General features: G+C 61.2%; 18 protein-coding genes. 7 read left to right on the top strand and 11 right to left on the bottom strand.

What is annotated here, in order from left to right; translation table 11 throughout:
- Positions 1–120: 120 nt before the first annotated feature.
- On the bottom strand, positions 121–552 hold the full coding sequence (locus ACIOUG_RS03120; protein ID WP_401062417.1) for a hypothetical protein: 432 nt from the start codon (positions 550–552) through the stop codon (positions 121–123).
- Positions 553–718: 166 nt separating this feature from the next.
- Here ACIOUG_RS03120 and ACIOUG_RS03115 point away from each other — a divergent pair, with 166 nt between their 5' ends.
- The 3 genes from ACIOUG_RS03115 (at position 719) to ACIOUG_RS03105 (ending at position 2,708) form a co-directional block, all read left to right on the top strand.
- Complete coding sequence (locus tag ACIOUG_RS03115; RefSeq protein WP_401062416.1) at positions 719–1,108, top strand: hypothetical protein; 390 nt, start codon at positions 719–721, stop codon at positions 1,106–1,108.
- A gap of 15 nt (positions 1,109–1,123) precedes the next feature.
- Positions 1,124–1,546, top strand: a complete 423-nt coding sequence (locus ACIOUG_RS03110) for an HD domain-containing protein (RefSeq protein WP_401062414.1) — start codon at positions 1,124–1,126, stop codon at positions 1,544–1,546.
- A 142-nt stretch (positions 1,547–1,688) separates the two neighbouring features.
- Positions 1,689–2,708, top strand: a complete 1,020-nt coding sequence (locus tag ACIOUG_RS03105) for an AbrB family transcriptional regulator (RefSeq protein WP_401062413.1) — start codon at positions 1,689–1,691, stop codon at positions 2,706–2,708.
- Positions 2,709–2,868: 160 nt separating this feature from the next.
- Here ACIOUG_RS03105 and ACIOUG_RS03100 read toward each other — a convergent pair whose 3' ends face one another.
- Positions 2,869–3,645 (bottom strand): NAD(P)H-dependent oxidoreductase, encoded by a 777-nt coding sequence (locus tag ACIOUG_RS03100; protein ID WP_401062412.1) that lies wholly within the window; start codon positions 3,643–3,645, stop codon positions 2,869–2,871.
- Positions 3,646–3,730: 85 nt separating this feature from the next.
- Here ACIOUG_RS03100 and ACIOUG_RS03095 point away from each other — a divergent pair, with 85 nt between their 5' ends.
- Together ACIOUG_RS03095 and ACIOUG_RS03090 are read left to right on the top strand one after the other, a co-directional pair.
- Positions 3,731–4,624 (top strand): LysR family transcriptional regulator, encoded by an 894-nt coding sequence (locus tag ACIOUG_RS03095; RefSeq protein WP_401062410.1) that lies wholly within the window; start codon positions 3,731–3,733, stop codon positions 4,622–4,624.
- Between the two features lie 252 nt (positions 4,625–4,876).
- On the top strand, positions 4,877–5,662 hold the full coding sequence (locus tag ACIOUG_RS03090) for a DeoR/GlpR family DNA-binding transcription regulator (protein ID WP_401062408.1): 786 nt from the start codon (positions 4,877–4,879) through the stop codon (positions 5,660–5,662).
- Positions 5,663–5,767: 105 nt separating this feature from the next.
- Here ACIOUG_RS03090 and ACIOUG_RS03085 read toward each other — a convergent pair whose 3' ends face one another.
- The 7 genes from ACIOUG_RS03085 to ACIOUG_RS03055 all read right to left on the bottom strand — a co-directional run bounded on the left by ACIOUG_RS03085 (position 5,768) and on the right by ACIOUG_RS03055 (position 12,541).
- Complete coding sequence (locus ACIOUG_RS03085; RefSeq protein WP_401062407.1) at positions 5,768–7,051, bottom strand: NAD(P)/FAD-dependent oxidoreductase; 1,284 nt, start codon at positions 7,049–7,051, stop codon at positions 5,768–5,770.
- Positions 7,052–7,201: 150 nt separating this feature from the next.
- Entirely contained in the window at positions 7,202–8,566 is a 1,365-nt protein-coding gene (locus ACIOUG_RS03080) for a glutamine synthetase family protein (RefSeq protein ID WP_401062405.1), read from the bottom strand.
- An 803-nt stretch (positions 8,567–9,369) separates the two neighbouring features.
- A complete protein-coding gene (gene moaE, locus ACIOUG_RS03075) occupies positions 9,370–9,831 on the bottom strand; it encodes a molybdopterin synthase catalytic subunit MoaE (RefSeq protein WP_401062404.1) in 462 nt (153 codons plus the stop codon).
- A gap of 2 nt (positions 9,832–9,833) precedes the next feature.
- Positions 9,834–10,085: a MoaD/ThiS family protein gene (locus ACIOUG_RS03070; protein ID WP_003226078.1), complete on the bottom strand. Its 252-nt coding sequence runs from the start codon at positions 10,083–10,085 to the stop codon at positions 9,834–9,836.
- Positions 10,082–10,567, bottom strand: coding sequence for a cyclic pyranopterin monophosphate synthase MoaC (gene moaC, locus ACIOUG_RS03065; RefSeq protein WP_401062402.1), 486 nt, complete (start codon positions 10,565–10,567; stop codon positions 10,082–10,084). Before moaC ends, ACIOUG_RS03070 begins: the two co-directional genes overlap by 4 nt.
- A complete protein-coding gene (gene fdhD / locus ACIOUG_RS03060) occupies positions 10,564–11,397 on the bottom strand; it encodes a formate dehydrogenase accessory sulfurtransferase FdhD (RefSeq protein WP_401062401.1) in 834 nt (277 codons plus the stop codon). The genes moaC and fdhD overlap by 4 nt, the downstream gene beginning before the upstream one ends.
- 244 nt (positions 11,398–11,641) lie before the next feature.
- Positions 11,642–12,541, bottom strand: a complete 900-nt coding sequence (locus ACIOUG_RS03055; protein ID WP_401062399.1) for a LysR family transcriptional regulator — start codon at positions 12,539–12,541, stop codon at positions 11,642–11,644.
- Between the two features lie 285 nt (positions 12,542–12,826).
- Here ACIOUG_RS03055 and moaB point away from each other — a divergent pair, with 285 nt between their 5' ends.
- Together moaB and glp are read left to right on the top strand one after the other, a co-directional pair.
- A complete protein-coding gene (moaB, locus tag ACIOUG_RS03050; RefSeq protein ID WP_401062397.1) occupies positions 12,827–13,366 on the top strand; it encodes a molybdenum cofactor biosynthesis protein B in 540 nt (179 codons plus the stop codon).
- Entirely contained in the window at positions 13,363–14,568 is a 1,206-nt protein-coding gene (glp, locus tag ACIOUG_RS03045) for a gephyrin-like molybdotransferase Glp (RefSeq protein ID WP_401062395.1), read from the top strand. Before moaB ends, glp begins: the two co-directional genes overlap by 4 nt.
- A 273-nt stretch (positions 14,569–14,841) precedes the next feature.
- Here the strand turns inward: glp and ACIOUG_RS03040 are convergent, their stop codons facing one another.
- Both ACIOUG_RS03040 and moaA read right to left on the bottom strand, forming a co-directional pair.
- On the bottom strand, positions 14,842–15,741 hold the full coding sequence (locus ACIOUG_RS03040) for a bestrophin family protein (protein ID WP_401062394.1): 900 nt from the start codon (positions 15,739–15,741) through the stop codon (positions 14,842–14,844).
- Between the two features lie 36 nt (positions 15,742–15,777).
- Positions 15,778–16,776: a GTP 3',8-cyclase MoaA gene (gene moaA, locus ACIOUG_RS03035; RefSeq protein ID WP_401062392.1), complete on the bottom strand. Its 999-nt coding sequence runs from the start codon at positions 16,774–16,776 to the stop codon at positions 15,778–15,780.
- Positions 16,777–17,125 lie beyond the last annotated feature (349 nt).

Raw genomic sequence — 17,125 nt, 5'->3', positions numbered from 1 at the left:
GCGGCCGCACTTATCCCTGAAATACAAAACGCCCGATGCGGTGCATCGGGCGTTTTGAGACTGAAACAGGTGTAAACCTATTTCAGGACTAGACATGTCGCAAACACGGATATCAAACGCTTACTTTGCCTTCCAATGCCCGCCACCATTCTCACAATCAATTCGCGCCTGGGCCAAATGCTCCACGTCGTAGTAGTACGTGGTCACTTGGGAGTTGTCGGGGATGTTCAGCGCCTTGGCATTTTTGTCTTTGCTGGTGGAGTGCGGGTTGGCCAGGGATTCCTGGGTGATCGTGGCGATACATGTGGCCTGATAGTGGTCGGCACAGTGGTCGACCTTGGTTTTCTTACTGTTGAGCATGTCTTTGCTTTCATTGCTGCACGACCAGTCGATGGAGCTGACGGGCATGCCTTCGTATTCGTAGCAGCTGTGGGTTTCCACCGTTGGCACCGAAGCGCTGGAGGATTGAGTCTGAACGTCGCAGCCTTCGGCCATGACGCAGGTGGGGATGACGGCGAAGCTGGCGATCAGAAGCAGGAAGCGAATGTTCATCGGGGTTTCCTCTTCAGGGGCGCCGGGTCTGATCGAAGCGTTTGGCGCTTTATAGTTTCGAGATGGCGTCGAGGAGGGAGGTTCCATCGGGTTTTTGATTTGCTCGCGTGGCGTACACTGCGAAACAATCGGAAACATTCAGCGCCCAAGGATTGGAACATTGCCCATGATCGAAATCGGCAGCCGCAATAACGCGCCCCCCTCGCAACACCCATTCCACGACATCTATCTGTTTCACATTGACCCTGCAAAGCCAGACTCGCCTTTCTGTTTCGAGCAGTCGATGTCCGGCGGGCATATGGAGCATGGCGGTGCGCGGTGGTTGGCGCTGAATGAGCTGGACGCTTGGCCGGGCGAGTGGCGTGAACACCTGAGGAAGGCTGACTGCGCGTGGGTTGCCGAGTTGATCGATGCCCATCCAAATGCCGATCAGTCCACCGTGGTCTCGCTGATTCTTCAACGTCATTCCGGGCTTGCGAAGCCAACCGGACGGCTTGAAACGATCCGCAACTGGCTCAAACGCAACATCCACGTTGGCGGCCGCTATGGCGTTTAAACCACGGAGACTTCCATGACCCAGACCCTCGAACGCGCTATCGCCATCGCTGCCACCGCCCATGCCGGGCAGGTCGACAAGGGCGGTGCGCCGTACATTCTGCATCCGCTGAAAGTCATGTTGCGCATGACCACGCTGGAAGAACGCATCGTCGCCGTGCTGCACGACGTGGTCGAGGATTGCGGCATCAGCCTCGATGATTTGCGCAAGGAAGGTTTCAATGAAGACGTTTTGCGCGCTATTGAATCCGTGACCAAAGTGCCCGGCGAGTCCTACGAGGATTTCGTCGAGCGTGCGGCGCAGAACCCGATTGGCCGGGTGGTGAAACTGGCGGATCTGGAAGAGAACAGCGACCTGTCGCGGATTGCCTCGCCGAGTTGGGAGGATCTGGAGCGGGTCGAGAAGTATCGGCGGGCGATCGGGCGGTTGCGCACGTAAGAACGAATACCCCCCTGTAGGAGCTGCCGCAGGCTGCGATCTTTTGATCTTGCTTGTAAAAATCAAAGTCAAAAGATCGCAGCCTGCGGCAGCTCCTACATGGGATTGATGTCGGGTCAGTTGAATAGCCAGGAAGGCGAATATGAAATCGATTCTGTGTTTGTTGATCGCGGCTGCCGTTGGCGCTGCGTTGCAGGTCAGCGGTGTTCCTCATGGCCTGTTGCTGGGGGCGATTCTTGTCAGCGCATTGGTCGCCACCAGGTTCGGTTTTGCCCCCGCGACGCCTTACGGCCTGGGCTACATCCAGGTCACCTTGGGCATCGCCACCGGGCTGATGTTCGAGGCGTGGGACAGTGCGACGGCTTCAGCGATGCTGCCAAGCCTTGGCGTGTTGCTGATCTGCCTGACGGTTCAAATCGCACTCGCGGGATGGTGGCTGACCCGCGGCGCAGGCTGGAATCGCACCGATGCGCTGCTGGCGGTGTACCCCGGCGCACTGGCGGCGGTGTTCGATTTACTGGAATCGGAAAAGGCTTCGAGCAAAGTCATCATCGTGCACCTGATGCGCTTGCTGCTGATCACGGTGCTGGTGAGTTTTTTGATTCCCGGGCAGGCCTCGCTGGCCGTGGTTGAAAGCGCTCCGTTGAGCACGGGCATGGCGTTGACCGTGCTGGCGCTGATCGGTTTGAGTATCGTCATCGGGCGACTGCTGTTGATGATCGGCGTGCCAGCGCCGTTCATGTTGACGGCGATTCTCCTCACGGCGGTGTTTGTGAAGTCGGGATGGCTACACGGCTTTCATATGCCGGACTGGAGCCTGAATCTGGCGGCGCTGATTCTGGGGGTGCGGATCGGTTCGCGGTTTCAGGGGCTCGGTCTTGCTGAGCTGGGGCGGCATGGTCGTACCGCGCTGATAACGGTCGGCTTGATGATCGTGGTGGCGGCGGCATTCGCCGAAGTGGCGGCGCGTCGGCTGCACAGTGATCCGCTGTCGCTGTGGCTGGCATACATGCCGGGGGCGATCGAGACGATTGCAATTGTCGCGTTTGCTGGCGGGTTGAATGTGGTGTTCATCCTCACGCATCACCTGGCGCGGATGGTGTTGCTGCACTTTGCCCCGGCGTTGCTGGTGCAGGTGCGGCGAGTGCGGGGGGAAGTCTGAAGCACACCCCCCTGTGGCGAGGGAGCTTGCTCCCGCTGGGCTGCGAAGCGGCGCCAAACCCCGATACCACGGTGTTTCAGGTGTACCGAAATCGCAGGTTTTGCGACGACTGCGTCGCCGAGCGGGAGCAAGCTCCCTCGCCACAAAGGTTCACATATCTTTACCGAGTGTGGGCGGCAAAGCCCTCAAGCCCCGGTGCAATACCTTCCTTCAACGTCAACGCCGGAATCTCGTAATCCCCGGCATTCTGTTGCCGATACGCAATCGGCCGCGTGCTCCACAACTCATCCAGACGCGTGCCCAGCGCCTCGCAGGTCTCGGCAAACCGCGCTTGATCCATGCGGCTGGCGCGGTACACCAGGAAGGGCGGGACCACGTCGAAACCGGGGTAGAACAGCACGCCGTGCTGGATCGGAAACAGCAAATCATCAATCGGCCCGTTGATCCCGCGTGGGCTGTAGTGCGAATCCCAGCCCCCGGTGGTGACCAGCAGCATTGCGCGTTTACCTTTCATCTTGCCTTCGCCGTAACGCTCACCCCAGCGCGCATCGGAGTGTTCGCCGACACCGTAGGCAAAGCCATAGGCGTACACGCGCTCGACCCAGCCTTTGAGGATCGCCGGCATGGTGAACCACCACAGCGGAAACTGCAGGATCAGTGCATCGGCCCACAACAGCTTCTCCTGTTCCCGAGCAATGTCGGCGGCCTGGGTACCTTCGGCGTAGGCCCGTTTCGAATCGAGGGACGCGTGAAACGGTTGAGACTCGTCCCGGCCGGGGGCGTCGTCGGCGTCGAGGGCGGTCTTCCAGTTCATCGCGTACAGGTCGGAGACCTGCACGGTATGACCGGCGGCTTGCAGGCGCTGGACGCTGAAGTCTCTGAGCGAGCCATTGAGGGAAGTCGGTTCGGGATGGGCGTAGACCAGTAGGACGTTCATGTTGATGCTCCGGTTGCTGAATGACAGCAGGATCGGCGCTCCACAGGTATATTGGAAATGAATGTCTGATATGTCTGGTATAGCCATGAATAATTTGAGACGACTGGATATCAACCTGTTGTTGACCCTCGACGTGTTGCTCGCCGAGCACAATGTGACCCGTACAGCCGAGCGCTTGAACCTGTCGCAGCCATCGGTGAGCGTGCACCTGGCCAAGCTGCGCGAGATCTTCGGCGACCCGCTGTTGCTGCCCGGACCGCGCGGCATGCGCCCGACGGCGCGGGCCGATGAATTGCGCGAGCCGTTGCGCGAGGCGCTGGAAGCACTGGAGCGGGCGGTTGCGCCGGCCAGTGCCTTTGATCCGGCGCAGGCCCGCCACCTCTGGAAGGTTGCGGCGACGGATTACGGCGAGTCGACGGTGGTGCTGCCGGCCCTCAGCGGTTTGCGCATTCAGGCGCCGGGCACGCGGCTGGCGGTGATAGATCTGCTGCCGGCGCAATTGCTCAAGCAGGCGGAGCAGGGCGTGTTTGACCTGGCGCTGCACATCACCGAAGAGGCGCCGCTGGATCTGCATCAGCGGGTGCTGTTCACCGAGCATTACGTGTTGGCCGGGCGTGTCGGGCATCCGGGGTTGAAGAGTAAGCCGACTCGCGAACAGTTCTGCGCGTTGGAACACGTGATGGTGTCGCGCGAGGGCGGGGGCTTTTTCGGGGTGACCGACAAGGCGCTGGCAGAGGTCGGTCTGGCGCGCAAAGTGGTGCTGTCGGTGCCGCACTTTCTGATGGTGATGTCGGTGCTGGCGAGTACCGATCTGGTGGCGATGCTGCCGTCACGGCTGGTGCGCGGCAACCCGGCGTTGCAGGTGGTCGAGGCACCGCTGCATGTGCCGAGCTACGAAATGGCGATGTTCTGGGGCGAGCGCGCGCACCGCGATCCGGCACACAAATGGTTGCGAGAGCACCTGGCGGCGTCGGTGTAGTGGGTCAGGCGTGGCCCAAGGCAATCGCAAAAGACACCACGATCATGCACGCAAACGCAAAATTGAGATTCATCAGCTGTTCATCCTGAGCCTTTTTAAAGTGAGGCCATTCTGAACAGGCTGAATGCAAAGAAAAAATTCGGCCTGTTGATTCCAATGATCGAAACAATTGATAGCGGACGGTTTGTGTTTGCCCGAGGCTTTCGCTAGTCTCGGCAAAACCTGCAACTACAAGCACAAACAGGCAAAACCATGCACGATCACTCGGTCAATGAACTGCCCTCCCTGCGCCGGCAGAAAATCCTCCTGATCCTCGAACGCGACGGCAAGGTCATGGCCTCCGAGTTGAGCCAGCATTTCGCCGTGTCCGAAGACACCATCCGCCGCGATCTCGCCGAACTGGACAACGCCGGGCTGGTGCAGCGCGTGCATGGCGGGGCGCTGCCAAGGCCCAAGGACTCCGGCAAGGATTATTTCACCCGGCTGGATGAGACTGACGAGGTGAAAGTGCGGCTGGCGCAACGGGCGGCGCGCGAGGTCGAGGACGGGCAGATTGTGCTGTTCGATTCCGGCTCGACCACGTTGCAGGTGGCGCGCTCGCTGCGGGCAGATATCCAGATTACCGCGGTGACCGCCGCGCCGATGACCGCCATCGCCCTGTCCGAGTACAAGGGCGTGAAAGTGATTCTGGCCGGTGGGCAACTGAACCCGCACACGATGTCGGCCAGTGGGCACGAGGCGGTGCGGTTGTTGGCCGGGATCAAGGCCGATCTGGCATTCACCGGGGTCTGCGCGATTCACCCGGAGGTGGGTATCACCTCGCTGCATTTTGATGAAGTGCCGGTGAAGCAGGCACTGCTCGACAGCGCGGCACGGGTGATTGCGGTGACCACGGCGGACAAGCTCGGGGCGGTGGAGCCGTTTGTGGTGGCGACGTGCACGCGCCTGCACACGCTGATTACCGAGCGGCATGTGGCGTCGGGGAGTGTCGAGGATTATCGGCGGTTGGGGATTTTGGTGGAGCAGTTGTCTGATTGAGATTTTGCGCTGCGGCCGATGGCCTCATCGCGAGCAGGCTCACTCCTACAGTTGGAATGCGTTCCCCTTGTAGGAGTGAGCCTGCTCGCGAAAGGGCCAGTGCGATCAACGCAGCTTTTCAAGCATCTGGTAATACCACATTCCCGCCGCCAGCAACGGGTTGCCCAGCAGATCCCCCATCGGCACGCGAATGTGTTGGCACTGCGCAAAGGTGTCGAACTGTTCCATCTGCCCGGTGATCGCCCGGCTCATGATTTCGCCCATGATGTGCGTCGTCGCGATGCCGTGTCCCGAGTAGCCCTGGCAATACCAGACGTTGTCCGAGAGCTTGCCCAGTTGCGGGATGCGGTTGATCACGATGCCCATCGCGCAGCTCCACTGGTAGTCGATCGGCACCCCTTTGAGCGCCGGGAAGGTCTGCTCGATGCACGGGCGCAGTTCGGCGGCGATGTCCCGTGAATCCTTGCCGCTGTAGTTCGCGCCGCCACCGAACAGCAGGCGCCCGTCGGCGGTGAGGCGGTAGTAGTCGAGGACGAAACGGCAGTCGTAGACCGCGAGGTCTTCAGGGTTGATCTGCCGCGCCAGATCACCCAGCGGCGCGGTGGTGACGATGCCGCCCATGGCCGGGAAAATCTTGCCCTTGAGCTGACCCGGTTCGAGCTTGTGATAGACGTCACCGGCGAGCATCACCTGATTGGCGTCGATCTGGCCATGGGCGGTGCGCACCCCAGGGGTTTTGCCGTGAATGATCTCCAGCACTTCACTGTTCTCGAAGATCAAGGCGCCGAGACTTTCTGCCGCCCGCGCTTCGCCGATGCACAGGTTGAGCGGGTGCAGGTGCATGTTGCGAGTGTTCTTGATCGCGCCGTGGTAGAGGTCGGTTTGCAGCAAGTCGCGTACCTGACTGCGGTCGAGCAGGCTGACCTCATCGCCCAGGCCACGACGTACGGCCTCCTCGTAATCGTTGCGCAAACCATCCATGTGACTGGGTTTGTAGGCAGCGTGCAGGTGACCGTGCTTGAGGTCGCACTGAATGCCGTATTTCGCCACGCGCTGCTGGATGATTTGATGCCCGCGCCAGCGAAGGTGCCAGATGAAATCGTCGACTTCATCACCGAGTTTCGGGCGCATCTGCTTACGCATCGCGCCATCGCCGGAGAGGCTGCCGGTGACTTGTCCACCGTTGCGCCCGGTGGCGCCCCAGCCGATCTTGTGACTTTCGACGATGGCGACTTTCAGGCCTTTTTCGGCGAGTTCGACGGCGGTGGCAACGCCGGTGAATCCGCCGCCGATGATCACCACATCGACCTGATGCCGGCCTTGCAGGGTCGGGTAGTCGGTGTCCTGGTTGAGGGTGGCGGTGTAGTAGGAATTGCAGCGTTGGCTCATGTCAGTGTCCACACAAAATTCGGAATTCGGAGTGCAATCCCCTGTGGGAGCGGGCTTGCTCGCGAATGCGGTGGGTCAGTCACTGAAATATTGAATGTGACGACGCCTTCGCGAGCAAGCCCGCTCCCACAGGGGGATTGATGCTGTGCTTCAGGCTTCGGTCAGGTACCAACGCCAATCCTGCTCACCCACCTCGGCCATGAACTGCCGGTACTCGGCGCGTTTCACCGCCAGGTACACGCCGAGAAATTCCTGGCCCAGAGCATCCCGCGCCCACGCGGAATTCTCCAGCGCCTGCAGCGAAGTCAGCCAGTCGGTCGGCAGCAGCTCCTTGGCTTGCGCATAGCCGTTGCCCTCGACCGGCGCACCCGGATCGAGGTGTTCACGAATGCCGCGATGGATCCCGGCAAGGATCGCGGCTGCCGCCAGATACGGGTTGGCGTCGGCGCCGCAGATCCGGTGCTCAATGTGCCGGGTGTTGGCCGGGCCGCCGGGTACGCGCAGGCTGACGGTGCGGTTGTCGACACCCCAGGTCGGCGCCAATGGCGCGTAGCTGTTGGCCTGAAAGCGGCGGTAGGAGTTGGCGTTGGGGCAGAACAGCAGCAGCGTATCGAGCAGCGAGGCGAGCATGCCGCCAATTGCGGTGCGCAGCAGCGGGGTGCCGGCCGGGTCCTCGGAAGCAAACAGATTGCGCCCTTCGGCATCGGCGAGGCTGACGTGCATGTGCATGCCGGTGCCGGCCAGATCATCGAACGGCTTGGCCATGAACGTCGCCCGCATGCCGTGCTTGTGCGCCACCGCTTTGACCAGACGTTTGTAACGCACCGCCTGATCCATCGCGACCAGTGCATCGCCGTGTTCGAGGGTGATTTCCACTTGGCCCGGGGCGTATTCGGAGATCGCCGTACGCGCCGGAATGCCGTGCAGTTTGCAGGCGCTGTAGAGGTCGGCAAGAAACGGTTCGATCTGTTCCAGCTCACGCAAACCGTAGACCTGGGTATGTCGCGGTCGGCCACCGTCGGCATCCAGCGCCGGTTGCGGTCGGCCATTGTGATCGCGTTTGGCGTCGAGCAGATAGAACTCCAGCTCGCACGCCATCACCGGGTGATAACCCTCGGCCTTGAGACCGTCGATCACCTTGATCAGCAGATGACGCGGGTCGGCGATGCTCGCTGGCAGGCCCTCGGTGGGGTGCATGCTGACCTGCACCGCCGCGGTCGGAATCTGCCGCCACGGCAGGCGCACCAGACTGCCTTCGAGCGGGTAGGCGCGGCAGTCGATGTCGCCGACATCCCACACCAGACCAGAGTTTTCCACGTCTTCGCCCTGCACGGTCAGGCCAAGGATGGTGCTGGGTAGCGGGCGACCGCTTGCGTAGACCGCCAGCAGTTCTTCGCGATGCAACAACTTGCCGCGCGGCACGCCGTTGGCGTCGAGGATGAACAGCTCGATCATGTCGATATCAGGGTTCTGTTCAAGGAACAGGCGTGCGTCTTCGATGGCTGCGAATTTCATGGTCAATCACTCACAATGGCGCCGCACAGGCGCGCAGAATCGGGCCGGACGCAGCGATGGCGTCCCGGCAGGAATCAAATGGAGATCAGTCAGACGTGACACAAAACCTGTGGCGAGGGAGCTTGCTCCCGCTGAGGCGCGAAGCGGCTCTCGCTTTTTGATTCAAAGGCAGGGGACTGCTACGCAGTCCAGCGGGAGCAAGCTCCCTCGCCACAAAAGGATCTTTTCTGACTGAGAGAATCAGCAGGCGATATCCGGCGGGCGTGCGGAGTGACGCAGCTTGGAACGGCGCAGGGCCATGGGGAGATTGACGATACGATTCATACGCCGCCCCTGTGGGAGAGGGCGCGCAGGCGAGAGACGTTCAACGTTTCTGATTGTTGTGGTGACGTACTCATAACGCGTGTTTCCGTTGGCGGAAAACGTCGGTGGCGGGATGGCCCCGCCGACCGGTGTGCCCGGATAGTAAGGGGCAATCCGCGGGCGTGTAAACCGCTGATTGCGCACCTGCCTCTTTGGCCGCTGCTCAGCGCAGCAGGTGAAAGCCCAGCCCGACAAGGGCGCAAACGATCAACACTGCAATGGTAAACACCAGTGCTCAAGCGCGGCTCCTGAGGGGGATGCTGTCGAAGCCGCTATCTAATCAGGCTTTTGTGAAAAAGTGCTATCGGTCAACTGACCCTGTGGCGAGGGAGCTTGCTCCCGCTGGGCTGCGAAGCAGTCCTGCTTTTTTGAAGCCGCATGGCGCCCCAGCGGGACGGCGCGACGATTCGCCAGGCTCCGGTCTGATTCACTCTTCAGGATCACGCATGCGCCAGGCTCCAGCGCAGCGCCGCATCCTGATCACTGTTGCGCGCCTCGACCCAATGCGAACCCTGCGCCGTGGTCTCGCGCTTCCAGAACGGCGCGCGGGTCTTGAGCACGTCCATGATGAACGCGCAGGCTTCGAACGCCATGTGCCGGTGCTTGCTGCTGACGCCAACGAACACGATCGGTTCGCTGACCGCCAGCGCGCCGACCCGATGCACAATCTCCACTCCCAGCAGCGGCCAGCGCTCGCGCGCCTCGTCGGCGATCTGTTCGAGGGCTTTTTCGGTCATGCCTGGGTAGTGCTCGAGGAACAGCTCGTTCACGCTCTGGCCAATGTTCAGATCGCGCACATAGCCAATGAAATTCACCACCGCGCCCACCCGTGGATTGCGCGCATGCAGGTCGGCGGTCAACTGGCCGACGTCGAAACTTTTGTACTGAACTCGAACCGTCATGCTCAGCCCCCGGTGACCGGTGGGAAAAATGCGATCTCGTCGAAGTCCTCAATGGCCGCACTCGGCTGGCACAGTTCCTGATTCAACGCGCACATCAGGTTGCCGGCGCCGAGCACTTCGCGCCATTCCTCGCCGCGGGCCATGAGCAATTGCCGCACGTCTTCGATGCAGGTCAGGTTGTCGCTCAAAGGGATTTTTTCACCGCCCAGATTGAGGCGATCACGGTAGCTGGCGAAGTAGTTGATCAGGATCATTGCGCGTCCTCCCATTGAAAATGCCCGGAACGTCCGCCCTGTTTGCTCAGCAGGCGGATGTCGCTGATGACCATTGCCCGGTCCACCGCTTTGCACATGTCATAGATCGTCAATGCGGCGACGCTGGCGGCGGTCAGGGCTTCGAGTTCGACCCCGGTCTGGCCGGTGAGGCGGCAGGTGCTGATGATCTGCACACGGTCCGGTTCGCAGGCCTTGAGTTCGACGTGAATCGAGCTGAGCAGCAGCGCATGGCACAGCGGGATCAGCTCGTGGGTGCGCTTGGCTGCCTGAATTCCGGCGATGCGTGCCACGGCGAAAACGTCGCCCTTGGGGTGCCCGTTGGCCTGGATCATCTGCAGCGTTTCCGGGCGCATCTGCACCCAGGCTTGCGCCGTCGCTTCGCGGCGAGTCGCGGCTTTGTCGCTGACATCGACCATGTTGGCGCGGCCCTGATCGTCGAGGTGGGTGAGGGTGTTGCTCATGGCGATGACTCCTGGATCGGGCTGTAGATTCGGGGGGCGTTGCGGTGCGGAACGTGGATCAGATTGAGCCGATGCCTGAGTGCCCAGCGCACGGTCAACGCGGTGGGCGCGGACAGGCTGACGAGGGTGCCGAGGCGCGCGCGCACGGCTTTGTGGATGAGTTCGAGGCTGCAACGGCTGGTGACCACCACGAAGCCCTGACGCGCATCGACGTCCGCGCATTGCATCGCGCCGATCAGCTTGTCGAGGGCGTTGTGCCGGCCGATGTCTTCGCGGCACAGCAGCGCTTCACCCTCGGCATCGAAGTACAGCGCGGCATGCAGGGCGCCGCTGCTGCGCGCCAGTTGCTGAGCCTGTTCGATACGTTGGCGGATGCCCTCGAAATGCGCGGCCGGCGGCAGTGCGCAGGGTGGCAGGATCTGCAGTTGCGGCAGCGCCTGCTCCAGCGCTTCGACGCCGCAGATGCCGCAGCCGCTGGTGCCGGCCATTTGCCGACGATGATCTTTCAGCGCCCAGAACGCGCGGCTGGAAATCTGCACGTCGGCCTGACAGGCCTGATCGAAATGGCTCAGGCGGATGTCGTAGATCTCGTCGACGCTGTCGATGATCGCGTTGCTCAGGCTGAAGCCCCGGATGAAATCTTCGAGGTTACCGGGCGAGACCATCATCACCGCCTGGCTCAGGCCATTGAAGGTGATCGCCAGGGCGATTTCCGCGGCGAGGGCGGCGTGGGAGAGCGGGGCGTCTTGCAGGTATTCGCGAAACGCGACCTGTGACGGTGGCGGCGCGGGGGCGTTGGGTTCGGTGGTGGGTTCGACGTGGCAGAGCATCTTGAAAAGTCCCGAAGCGCTGAAGTGGGTTCAGGCTACGGGCGTGGTGAAAGTGCGTCCAATCGCTTGTTCTGATCTGGTGATTGGGTGGGTCGATCACCGCTGTCATATCCGAAATGTGTGTTGGCTGGCCGGGCCTCTTCGCGAGCAAGCCCGCTCCCACATTTGAAATGCATTCAACCTGTGGGAGCGGGCTTGCTCGCGAAGGCGGCCAGGCGTCCAACAGCAATGTCTGGATAGTCACTCAAACAGCCGGCACCTCAACCCCGAACATCTTCCGCGCCTCGGCAAAGCACTTCTCGGCAATCGCCGAACGCGGCTCGGTCTTGCGCATCACCAGCCCCAGCGGCGCCAGCACGCTGGCATCCGGCAGGTGCATGAACGACAGGTGTTCGATCGGTTCTTCCAGTCCGCTGTCCAGCGGCATGATCGAGCAGCAGAAGCCTTGGTGAATCGCCTGCAGCAACTGATAGGTCGAATCACTTTCCATGATCGGCTGCGGATTGAGCCCGCGACTGCGGAAGCTCAGGTCAATGGATTTACGGTAATGCATCCCGGTGGTGATCATCCCCAGCGGCAGTTCGGCGGCGTCTTCCCAGCTCATTTCCGAGCCTTCGAAATGGAAGTGGCGGTTGTCGTAAAGCAGCCCGACGCGAGTTTCGCCGATCTCGAAAAAATCGAAATAGTTTGGGTTGACGTGGTCGAGGTAGCACACGCCCAGATCCAGTTGATTGTTGCCAAGCCCGGCGATGATCTCGTCGGAACTCCCCGACGACAGACTGAATTTCAGCTCGGGATACGTACCGGACAAACTCTGAATGTAATTGACCGGGTTGAAGTTGCTCAGCGGCACCAGACCCAGGCGCAGGCTACCGACCAGTTGCCCGCGACACGCCGCCGCTTCGGCGAACAAACCATCATGCGCGGCCAGCAGGGTGCGCGCCCAGGCCAGCACCCGTTCGCCGGCCTGAGTGAAACCTTCAAAGCGCTGGCCACGATTGACCAGCACCAGATCCAGCTCATCTTCCAGATTGCGCAATCGCATCGACAGGGTCGGCTGGGTAATGTGGCAGCGGGCGGCGGCCTGGCCGAAGTGTCGGGTTTCGTCCAGCGCGATCAGGAACTTGAGTTGTTTGATGTCCACGAAGGCACCTGCTCGTTGAGAAATTGGATTGAGTATTGACGCAGATGCGCGCAGCGCACAGAAAGCGCGAGCGGCGACGATCTCATCTGGCCGTCGATTCGTCCAATCGGTGCTGTTTAAAACGCTATTGATCAGCTCTATCACCTGTGGTTTCACAGGCGTTGGCCACTGGCGAAACGACCGATAGAGCACGTCGATAATGTGGTTGGTCAGAGTGATTAGACAGTACTCATAAGTGGCACTTAGGCTGCTCGGCAATCAGCTCAATTACTGCCGGAGATTCCCATGAGTGCGAAAGCGGATGCCCTGTTTGTCCCCCTGAACATTGCCGTGCTGACGGTCAGCGATACCCGCGATTACGCCAGCGATACCTCGGGACAGTTGCTGGTCAGTCGGTTGTTGGAGGCCGGTCATACCTTGAGCGAGCGCAATCTGCTCAAGGATGATCTGTACAAGATCCGCGCTCAGGTCGCGCAGTGGATTGCCGACGACAGCATTCAGGTGGTGTTGATCACCGGCGGCACCGGCTTCACCGGCCGTGACAGCACGCCGGAAGCGGTGGCCTGTCTGCTCGACAAGCGGATCGATGGGTTTGGCGAGCTGTTCCGCGCGATTTCGATTCTCGACATCGGCACGTCGACCGTGCAAAGCCGTGCGCTGGCCGGGCTGTCCAACGGCACGTTGGTGTGCTGCCTGCCGGGTTCGACCGGTGCCTGCCGCACCGCGTGGGAAGGCATCCTCGCCGAGCAACTGGATAACCGCCATCGCCCGTGCAACTTCGTGCCGCACCTCAAATCAGTCGCCGCCTGTGGGCCACGCGGATGAGCAAGGCGCCGTTGATGCCGGTCGAGGACGCCCTCGATCAGTTGCTGGGCATGGCCAATGAGCAACGACTGGCCGACAGCGAAATGCTGCCGCTCGACGAGGCACGTGGCCGGGTGCTGGCCAGTGATCTGGTAGCGACACTCGATCTGCCGCCGTGGCCGAACAGTGCCATGGACGGTTACGCGTTGAACCTGGCCGATCTGCATCGCCAGCCGTTGAAGGTCTCGCAAAAGGTCTACGCCGGCCAGGCGCCGGACGCGCTATTGCCCGGCACCTGTGCGCGAATCTTTACCGGCGCACCGTTGCCGCCCGGCGCCACCTGTGTCGAGATGCAGGAAAACGTCGAAGTGCTCGAGGATGGCCGCGTGCGTTTTTTACAGCCGCTGAAAGCGGGGCAGAACATTCGCGCGCAGGGTCAGGAAAACCGCGTCGGGGACATTTTGCTGCGCGCCGGCAAACGCCTTGGGCCGTTCGAGCTGGCGGTCGCCGCCGGCCAGGGGCTGGCGCAGTTGCACGTGGTGCGACGCCCGCGTGTGGCGCTGCTGTCCACCGGTGACGAACTGGTTGAGCCGGGACTGCCGCTGCGTCCCGGCAGCATCTACGACAGCAACCGCGTGCTGCTCGGCCACTGGCTGAAGGAGCTGGGCTGCGAGGTGATTGACGCAGGAATCCTGCCCGATCGTCCGGCGCAGACGCGGCTCAAACTTGAGCAACTGCAAGTGGCGACCGACCTGATCCTCACTACCGGTGGAGTGTCTGCCGGCGATGCCGATTGCCTTGGTCAGGTGCTGCGCGACGACGGCAAACCGCTGCTGTGGAAGCTCGCGATCAAACCCGGCAAGCCGTTGACCGTGGGCCATTTCGGCACGGTGCCGGTGATTGGCCTGCCGGGTAATCCGACCTCGGCGCTGGTAACCTTTGGCCTGCTGGCGCGGCCGTATCTGCTGCGCATTCAGGGCGTGGAAGAGGTCATGCCGTTGAGCTTCACGGTGAATGCCGGGTTCGCCTGGAGCAAGGCTGGCAGCCGTCGAGAGTACCTGCGGGTACGACTGGAGGCGGGGCGCGCGGTGTTGTATCCGAACCAGAGTTCTGGCGTTCTGCTCGGTGCGACCTGGGCCGACGGGCTGGTGGAAGTGCCGGAAAACAGTACCCACGGCATTGGCGACCCGCTGCGCTTCATTCCCTTCAGTGAACTGTTCTGACCCCGACACAAATCAGAACTGTGGGAGCGAGCCTGCTCGCGAAGGCGGCGTCATACAACATCAATGTTGACTGACAGGCACTCTTCGCGAGCAGGCTCGCTCCCACATTTGGACGTGTGATGATCAGCCATTCTGCGGGGTGTACCTCAAACCTGTAGGAGTGAGCCTGCTCGCGATGACGGCGGCACAGTCAACATCTTCACTGACTGGTCGACCGCTATCGCGAGCAGGCTCACTCCTACAGAGGGTATTTGTGTGGTGAGGAGAGCGGGATCAACTCAGCACATAGTCCACTGGCAGCAACATCGGCGGCAGGTCGGTCTCCCCCAGCTCGGAGAGGATATCGCGCTCGATGGTGCGCACCAGCGAGTCGGTCGCCAGGTCGTTTTCGTCGCGGCCGAACGGGTCTTCCAGCTCATCGGCAATCGCATCCAGACCAAAGAACGTGTAGCTGACAATCGCCGTGAACAGCGGGGTCAGCCAGCCCAGCGGTTCGGCCATGGCGAACGGCAGCAGGATGCAGAACAGGTAGATGGTGCGGTGCAGCAGCAAGGTGTAGGGGAAGGGCAGCGGGGTGTTTTTGATCCGCTCGCACACCGCTTGCGCCTGAGTCAGGCTGGTCAGGTGATTGGCCAGCAGCATGTAACGCCACTCGCTCAGTTCGCCGCTTTGATGCAGGTCGGAACATTGCTGGCCGACCTGCTGCAGAATCCGCCCGCTGTAGTCCGGCACCTGCGGATCGTGTTGCGGGGTGATCCACGCACGGCTGGCCGCCGCTTCGCTTTCCCGGCGCAATCGCGCATTCAGCGAGTGGGCAAAACCACAGAGGTTGAGCAGCAACGGCTTGCGCTGCGCCGATTCGCGGATGATATGGGTTTCGCGAATCACCGAACGAATGTGCACCAGCACATCGCCCCAGGCCTTGCGCGCTTCATACCAGCGGTCGTAGCAGGCGTTGTTGCGAAAATTCATGAAGATCGACAGCGACAACCCGAGCAAGGTGAACGGCGTGGCGTTGACCTTGGTGAAGTTGCTCGGGTGGAGGATTTCCATCAGCACGATGGCCGAGGCCAGCAGGGTGACCATCAGCGTGCGCAGGGCGATGCGTTTGGCGATCGAACCCTTGAGGGTGAAGAGGATGGCGAACTGGTTGACCTTGGGTCTGACGATCATGCTGGGCAATCCCGGTTAAGCATGGAAATTGGCGGATCAACCGCCGGTCATGTTCATGAAACGAACCACTTGCACGTCGTCGTTCACTTCAAAGTTGTGTCGATACGGCTTGAGCTTCATGGCTTGGATAATGGCTTTCTCCAGACGTTCCGGTTGCCCCGGATGAGCGCGCAGCACGGCTTTCAGATCTACCGAGTGCTCGTTACCCAGACACAGTAGCAGGCGCCCCTCGACGGTCAGCCGCACCCGGTTGCAGGTGCCGCAGAAATTGTGGCTGTGCGGCGAGATGAACCCCAGACGAATGTCCGGTGCTTCGGCCAGCCGCCAGTAGCGCGAAGGGCCATGAGTCGATTCGGCGGAGTCGATCAGGGTGTAGCGCTCGGCGATTTTCTCGCGCACCTGGGCGCTGGAGAAAAACGACTCGGCACGGCTGTGTTCGCTGATGATTCCCAGCGGCATTTCCTCGATGAAGGAGACGTCGAGCTGGCGGTCGATGGCGAAGCTCACCAGATCGTTGATCTCCTGATCGTTGCGCCCCTGCATCACCACTACGTTGAGTTTAGTGCGGGTGAAACCGGCCTTGCGCGCCGCATCGATGCCGCTGATCACCTGCGCCAGATCACCGGTGCGGGTCATCTGTCTGAAGCGATCCGGGTCGAGGCTGTCGAGGCTGATGTTCAGGCGCTTGACCCCGGCGTCGAACAGCGGCGCGGCGAGTTTGCCCAGCTGTGAGCCATTGGTGGTCATGCACAGTTCACGCAGGCCGGGCAGGGCGGCGATCTGCTCACACAGTTTGACCACGCCCGGACGGATCAGCGGCTCGCCGCCGGTCAGGCGAATCTTGCGCGTGCCCAGCGCCACGAAGCTCTGCGCCAGTTGATAGATCTCCTCCAGCGTCAGCACTTGCTGGCGCGGCAGGAACTGCATGTCCTCGGCCATGCAATACACGCAGCGGAAGTCGCAGCGATCAGTGACTGACATGCGCAGATAGTCGACGCGGCGGTTGTAACCATCGATCAAGACACGCTCTGACATGACAGCCTCGCAGGAGTGAGAAGTCCGCATTTACGGACGGGGTTGACGCAGACTATGGGCAACTTGAGAGGGCGTCCAATCACTGTTAATGAACGGCTGATTGATCGCGTCGATGATCAATTATTTTCTCTCGAAAGTTGCCGCTTTAGTTTCGCAAGGCCCCGTAAATAAAGGGTTTTTCAGCGTGATAGAGGGTTTCGATAACGTGGTCATAAATAGCGATTAGACAATATTTTGTATCGCTTCATATCCTTGCCCCGGCAAATGAAACGACCGCTTTTTACTGTTGAAAGACGGTCGGATATTTAACCGAGATCAGGTTCATGCCTGTGTGCATCGTCATGGAGAT

It is taken from the genome of Pseudomonas sp. NPDC087803 (assembly GCF_044742995.1).
Taxonomy (GTDB): Bacteria; Pseudomonadota; Gammaproteobacteria; order Pseudomonadales; family Pseudomonadaceae; genus Aquipseudomonas.
This window is presented reverse-complemented; position numbering and strand designations above follow the sequence as displayed.

Bases quoted from the DNA above. Each gene is read 5' to 3' on its own strand.
- ACIOUG_RS03100 (WP_401062412.1), bottom strand. From the start codon at position 3,645: ATGAACGTCCTACTGGTCTACGCCCATCCCGAACCGACTTCCCTCAAT.
- ACIOUG_RS03120 (WP_401062417.1), bottom strand. From the start codon at position 552: ATGAACATTCGCTTCCTGCTTCTGATCGCCAGCTTCGCCGTCATCCCC.
- fdhD (WP_401062401.1), bottom strand. From the start codon at position 11,397: ATGCTCTGCCACGTCGAACCCACCACCGAACCCAACGCCCCCGCGCCG.
- ACIOUG_RS03090 (WP_401062408.1), top strand. From the start codon at position 4,877: ATGCACGATCACTCGGTCAATGAACTGCCCTCCCTGCGCCGGCAGAAA.
- moaA (WP_401062392.1), bottom strand. From the start codon at position 16,776: ATGTCAGAGCGTGTCTTGATCGATGGTTACAACCGCCGCGTCGACTAT.
- ACIOUG_RS03095 (WP_401062410.1), top strand. From the start codon at position 3,731: ATGAATAATTTGAGACGACTGGATATCAACCTGTTGTTGACCCTCGAC.
- ACIOUG_RS03085 (WP_401062407.1), bottom strand. From the start codon at position 7,051: ATGAGCCAACGCTGCAATTCCTACTACACCGCCACCCTCAACCAGGAC.
- ACIOUG_RS03070 (WP_003226078.1), bottom strand. From the start codon at position 10,085: ATGATCCTGATCAACTACTTCGCCAGCTACCGTGATCGCCTCAATCTG.
- moaB (WP_401062397.1), top strand. From the start codon at position 12,827: ATGAGTGCGAAAGCGGATGCCCTGTTTGTCCCCCTGAACATTGCCGTG.
- ACIOUG_RS03040 (WP_401062394.1), bottom strand. From the start codon at position 15,741: ATGATCGTCAGACCCAAGGTCAACCAGTTCGCCATCCTCTTCACCCTC.
- ACIOUG_RS03080 (WP_401062405.1), bottom strand. From the start codon at position 8,566: ATGAAATTCGCAGCCATCGAAGACGCACGCCTGTTCCTTGAACAGAAC.
- glp (WP_401062395.1), top strand. From the start codon at position 13,363: ATGAGCAAGGCGCCGTTGATGCCGGTCGAGGACGCCCTCGATCAGTTG.
- moaE (WP_401062404.1), bottom strand. From the start codon at position 9,831: ATGACGGTTCGAGTTCAGTACAAAAGTTTCGACGTCGGCCAGTTGACC.
- moaC (WP_401062402.1), bottom strand. From the start codon at position 10,567: ATGAGCAACACCCTCACCCACCTCGACGATCAGGGCCGCGCCAACATG.
- ACIOUG_RS03110 (WP_401062414.1), top strand. From the start codon at position 1,124: ATGACCCAGACCCTCGAACGCGCTATCGCCATCGCTGCCACCGCCCAT.
- ACIOUG_RS03115 (WP_401062416.1), top strand. From the start codon at position 719: ATGATCGAAATCGGCAGCCGCAATAACGCGCCCCCCTCGCAACACCCA.
- ACIOUG_RS03105 (WP_401062413.1), top strand. From the start codon at position 1,689: ATGAAATCGATTCTGTGTTTGTTGATCGCGGCTGCCGTTGGCGCTGCG.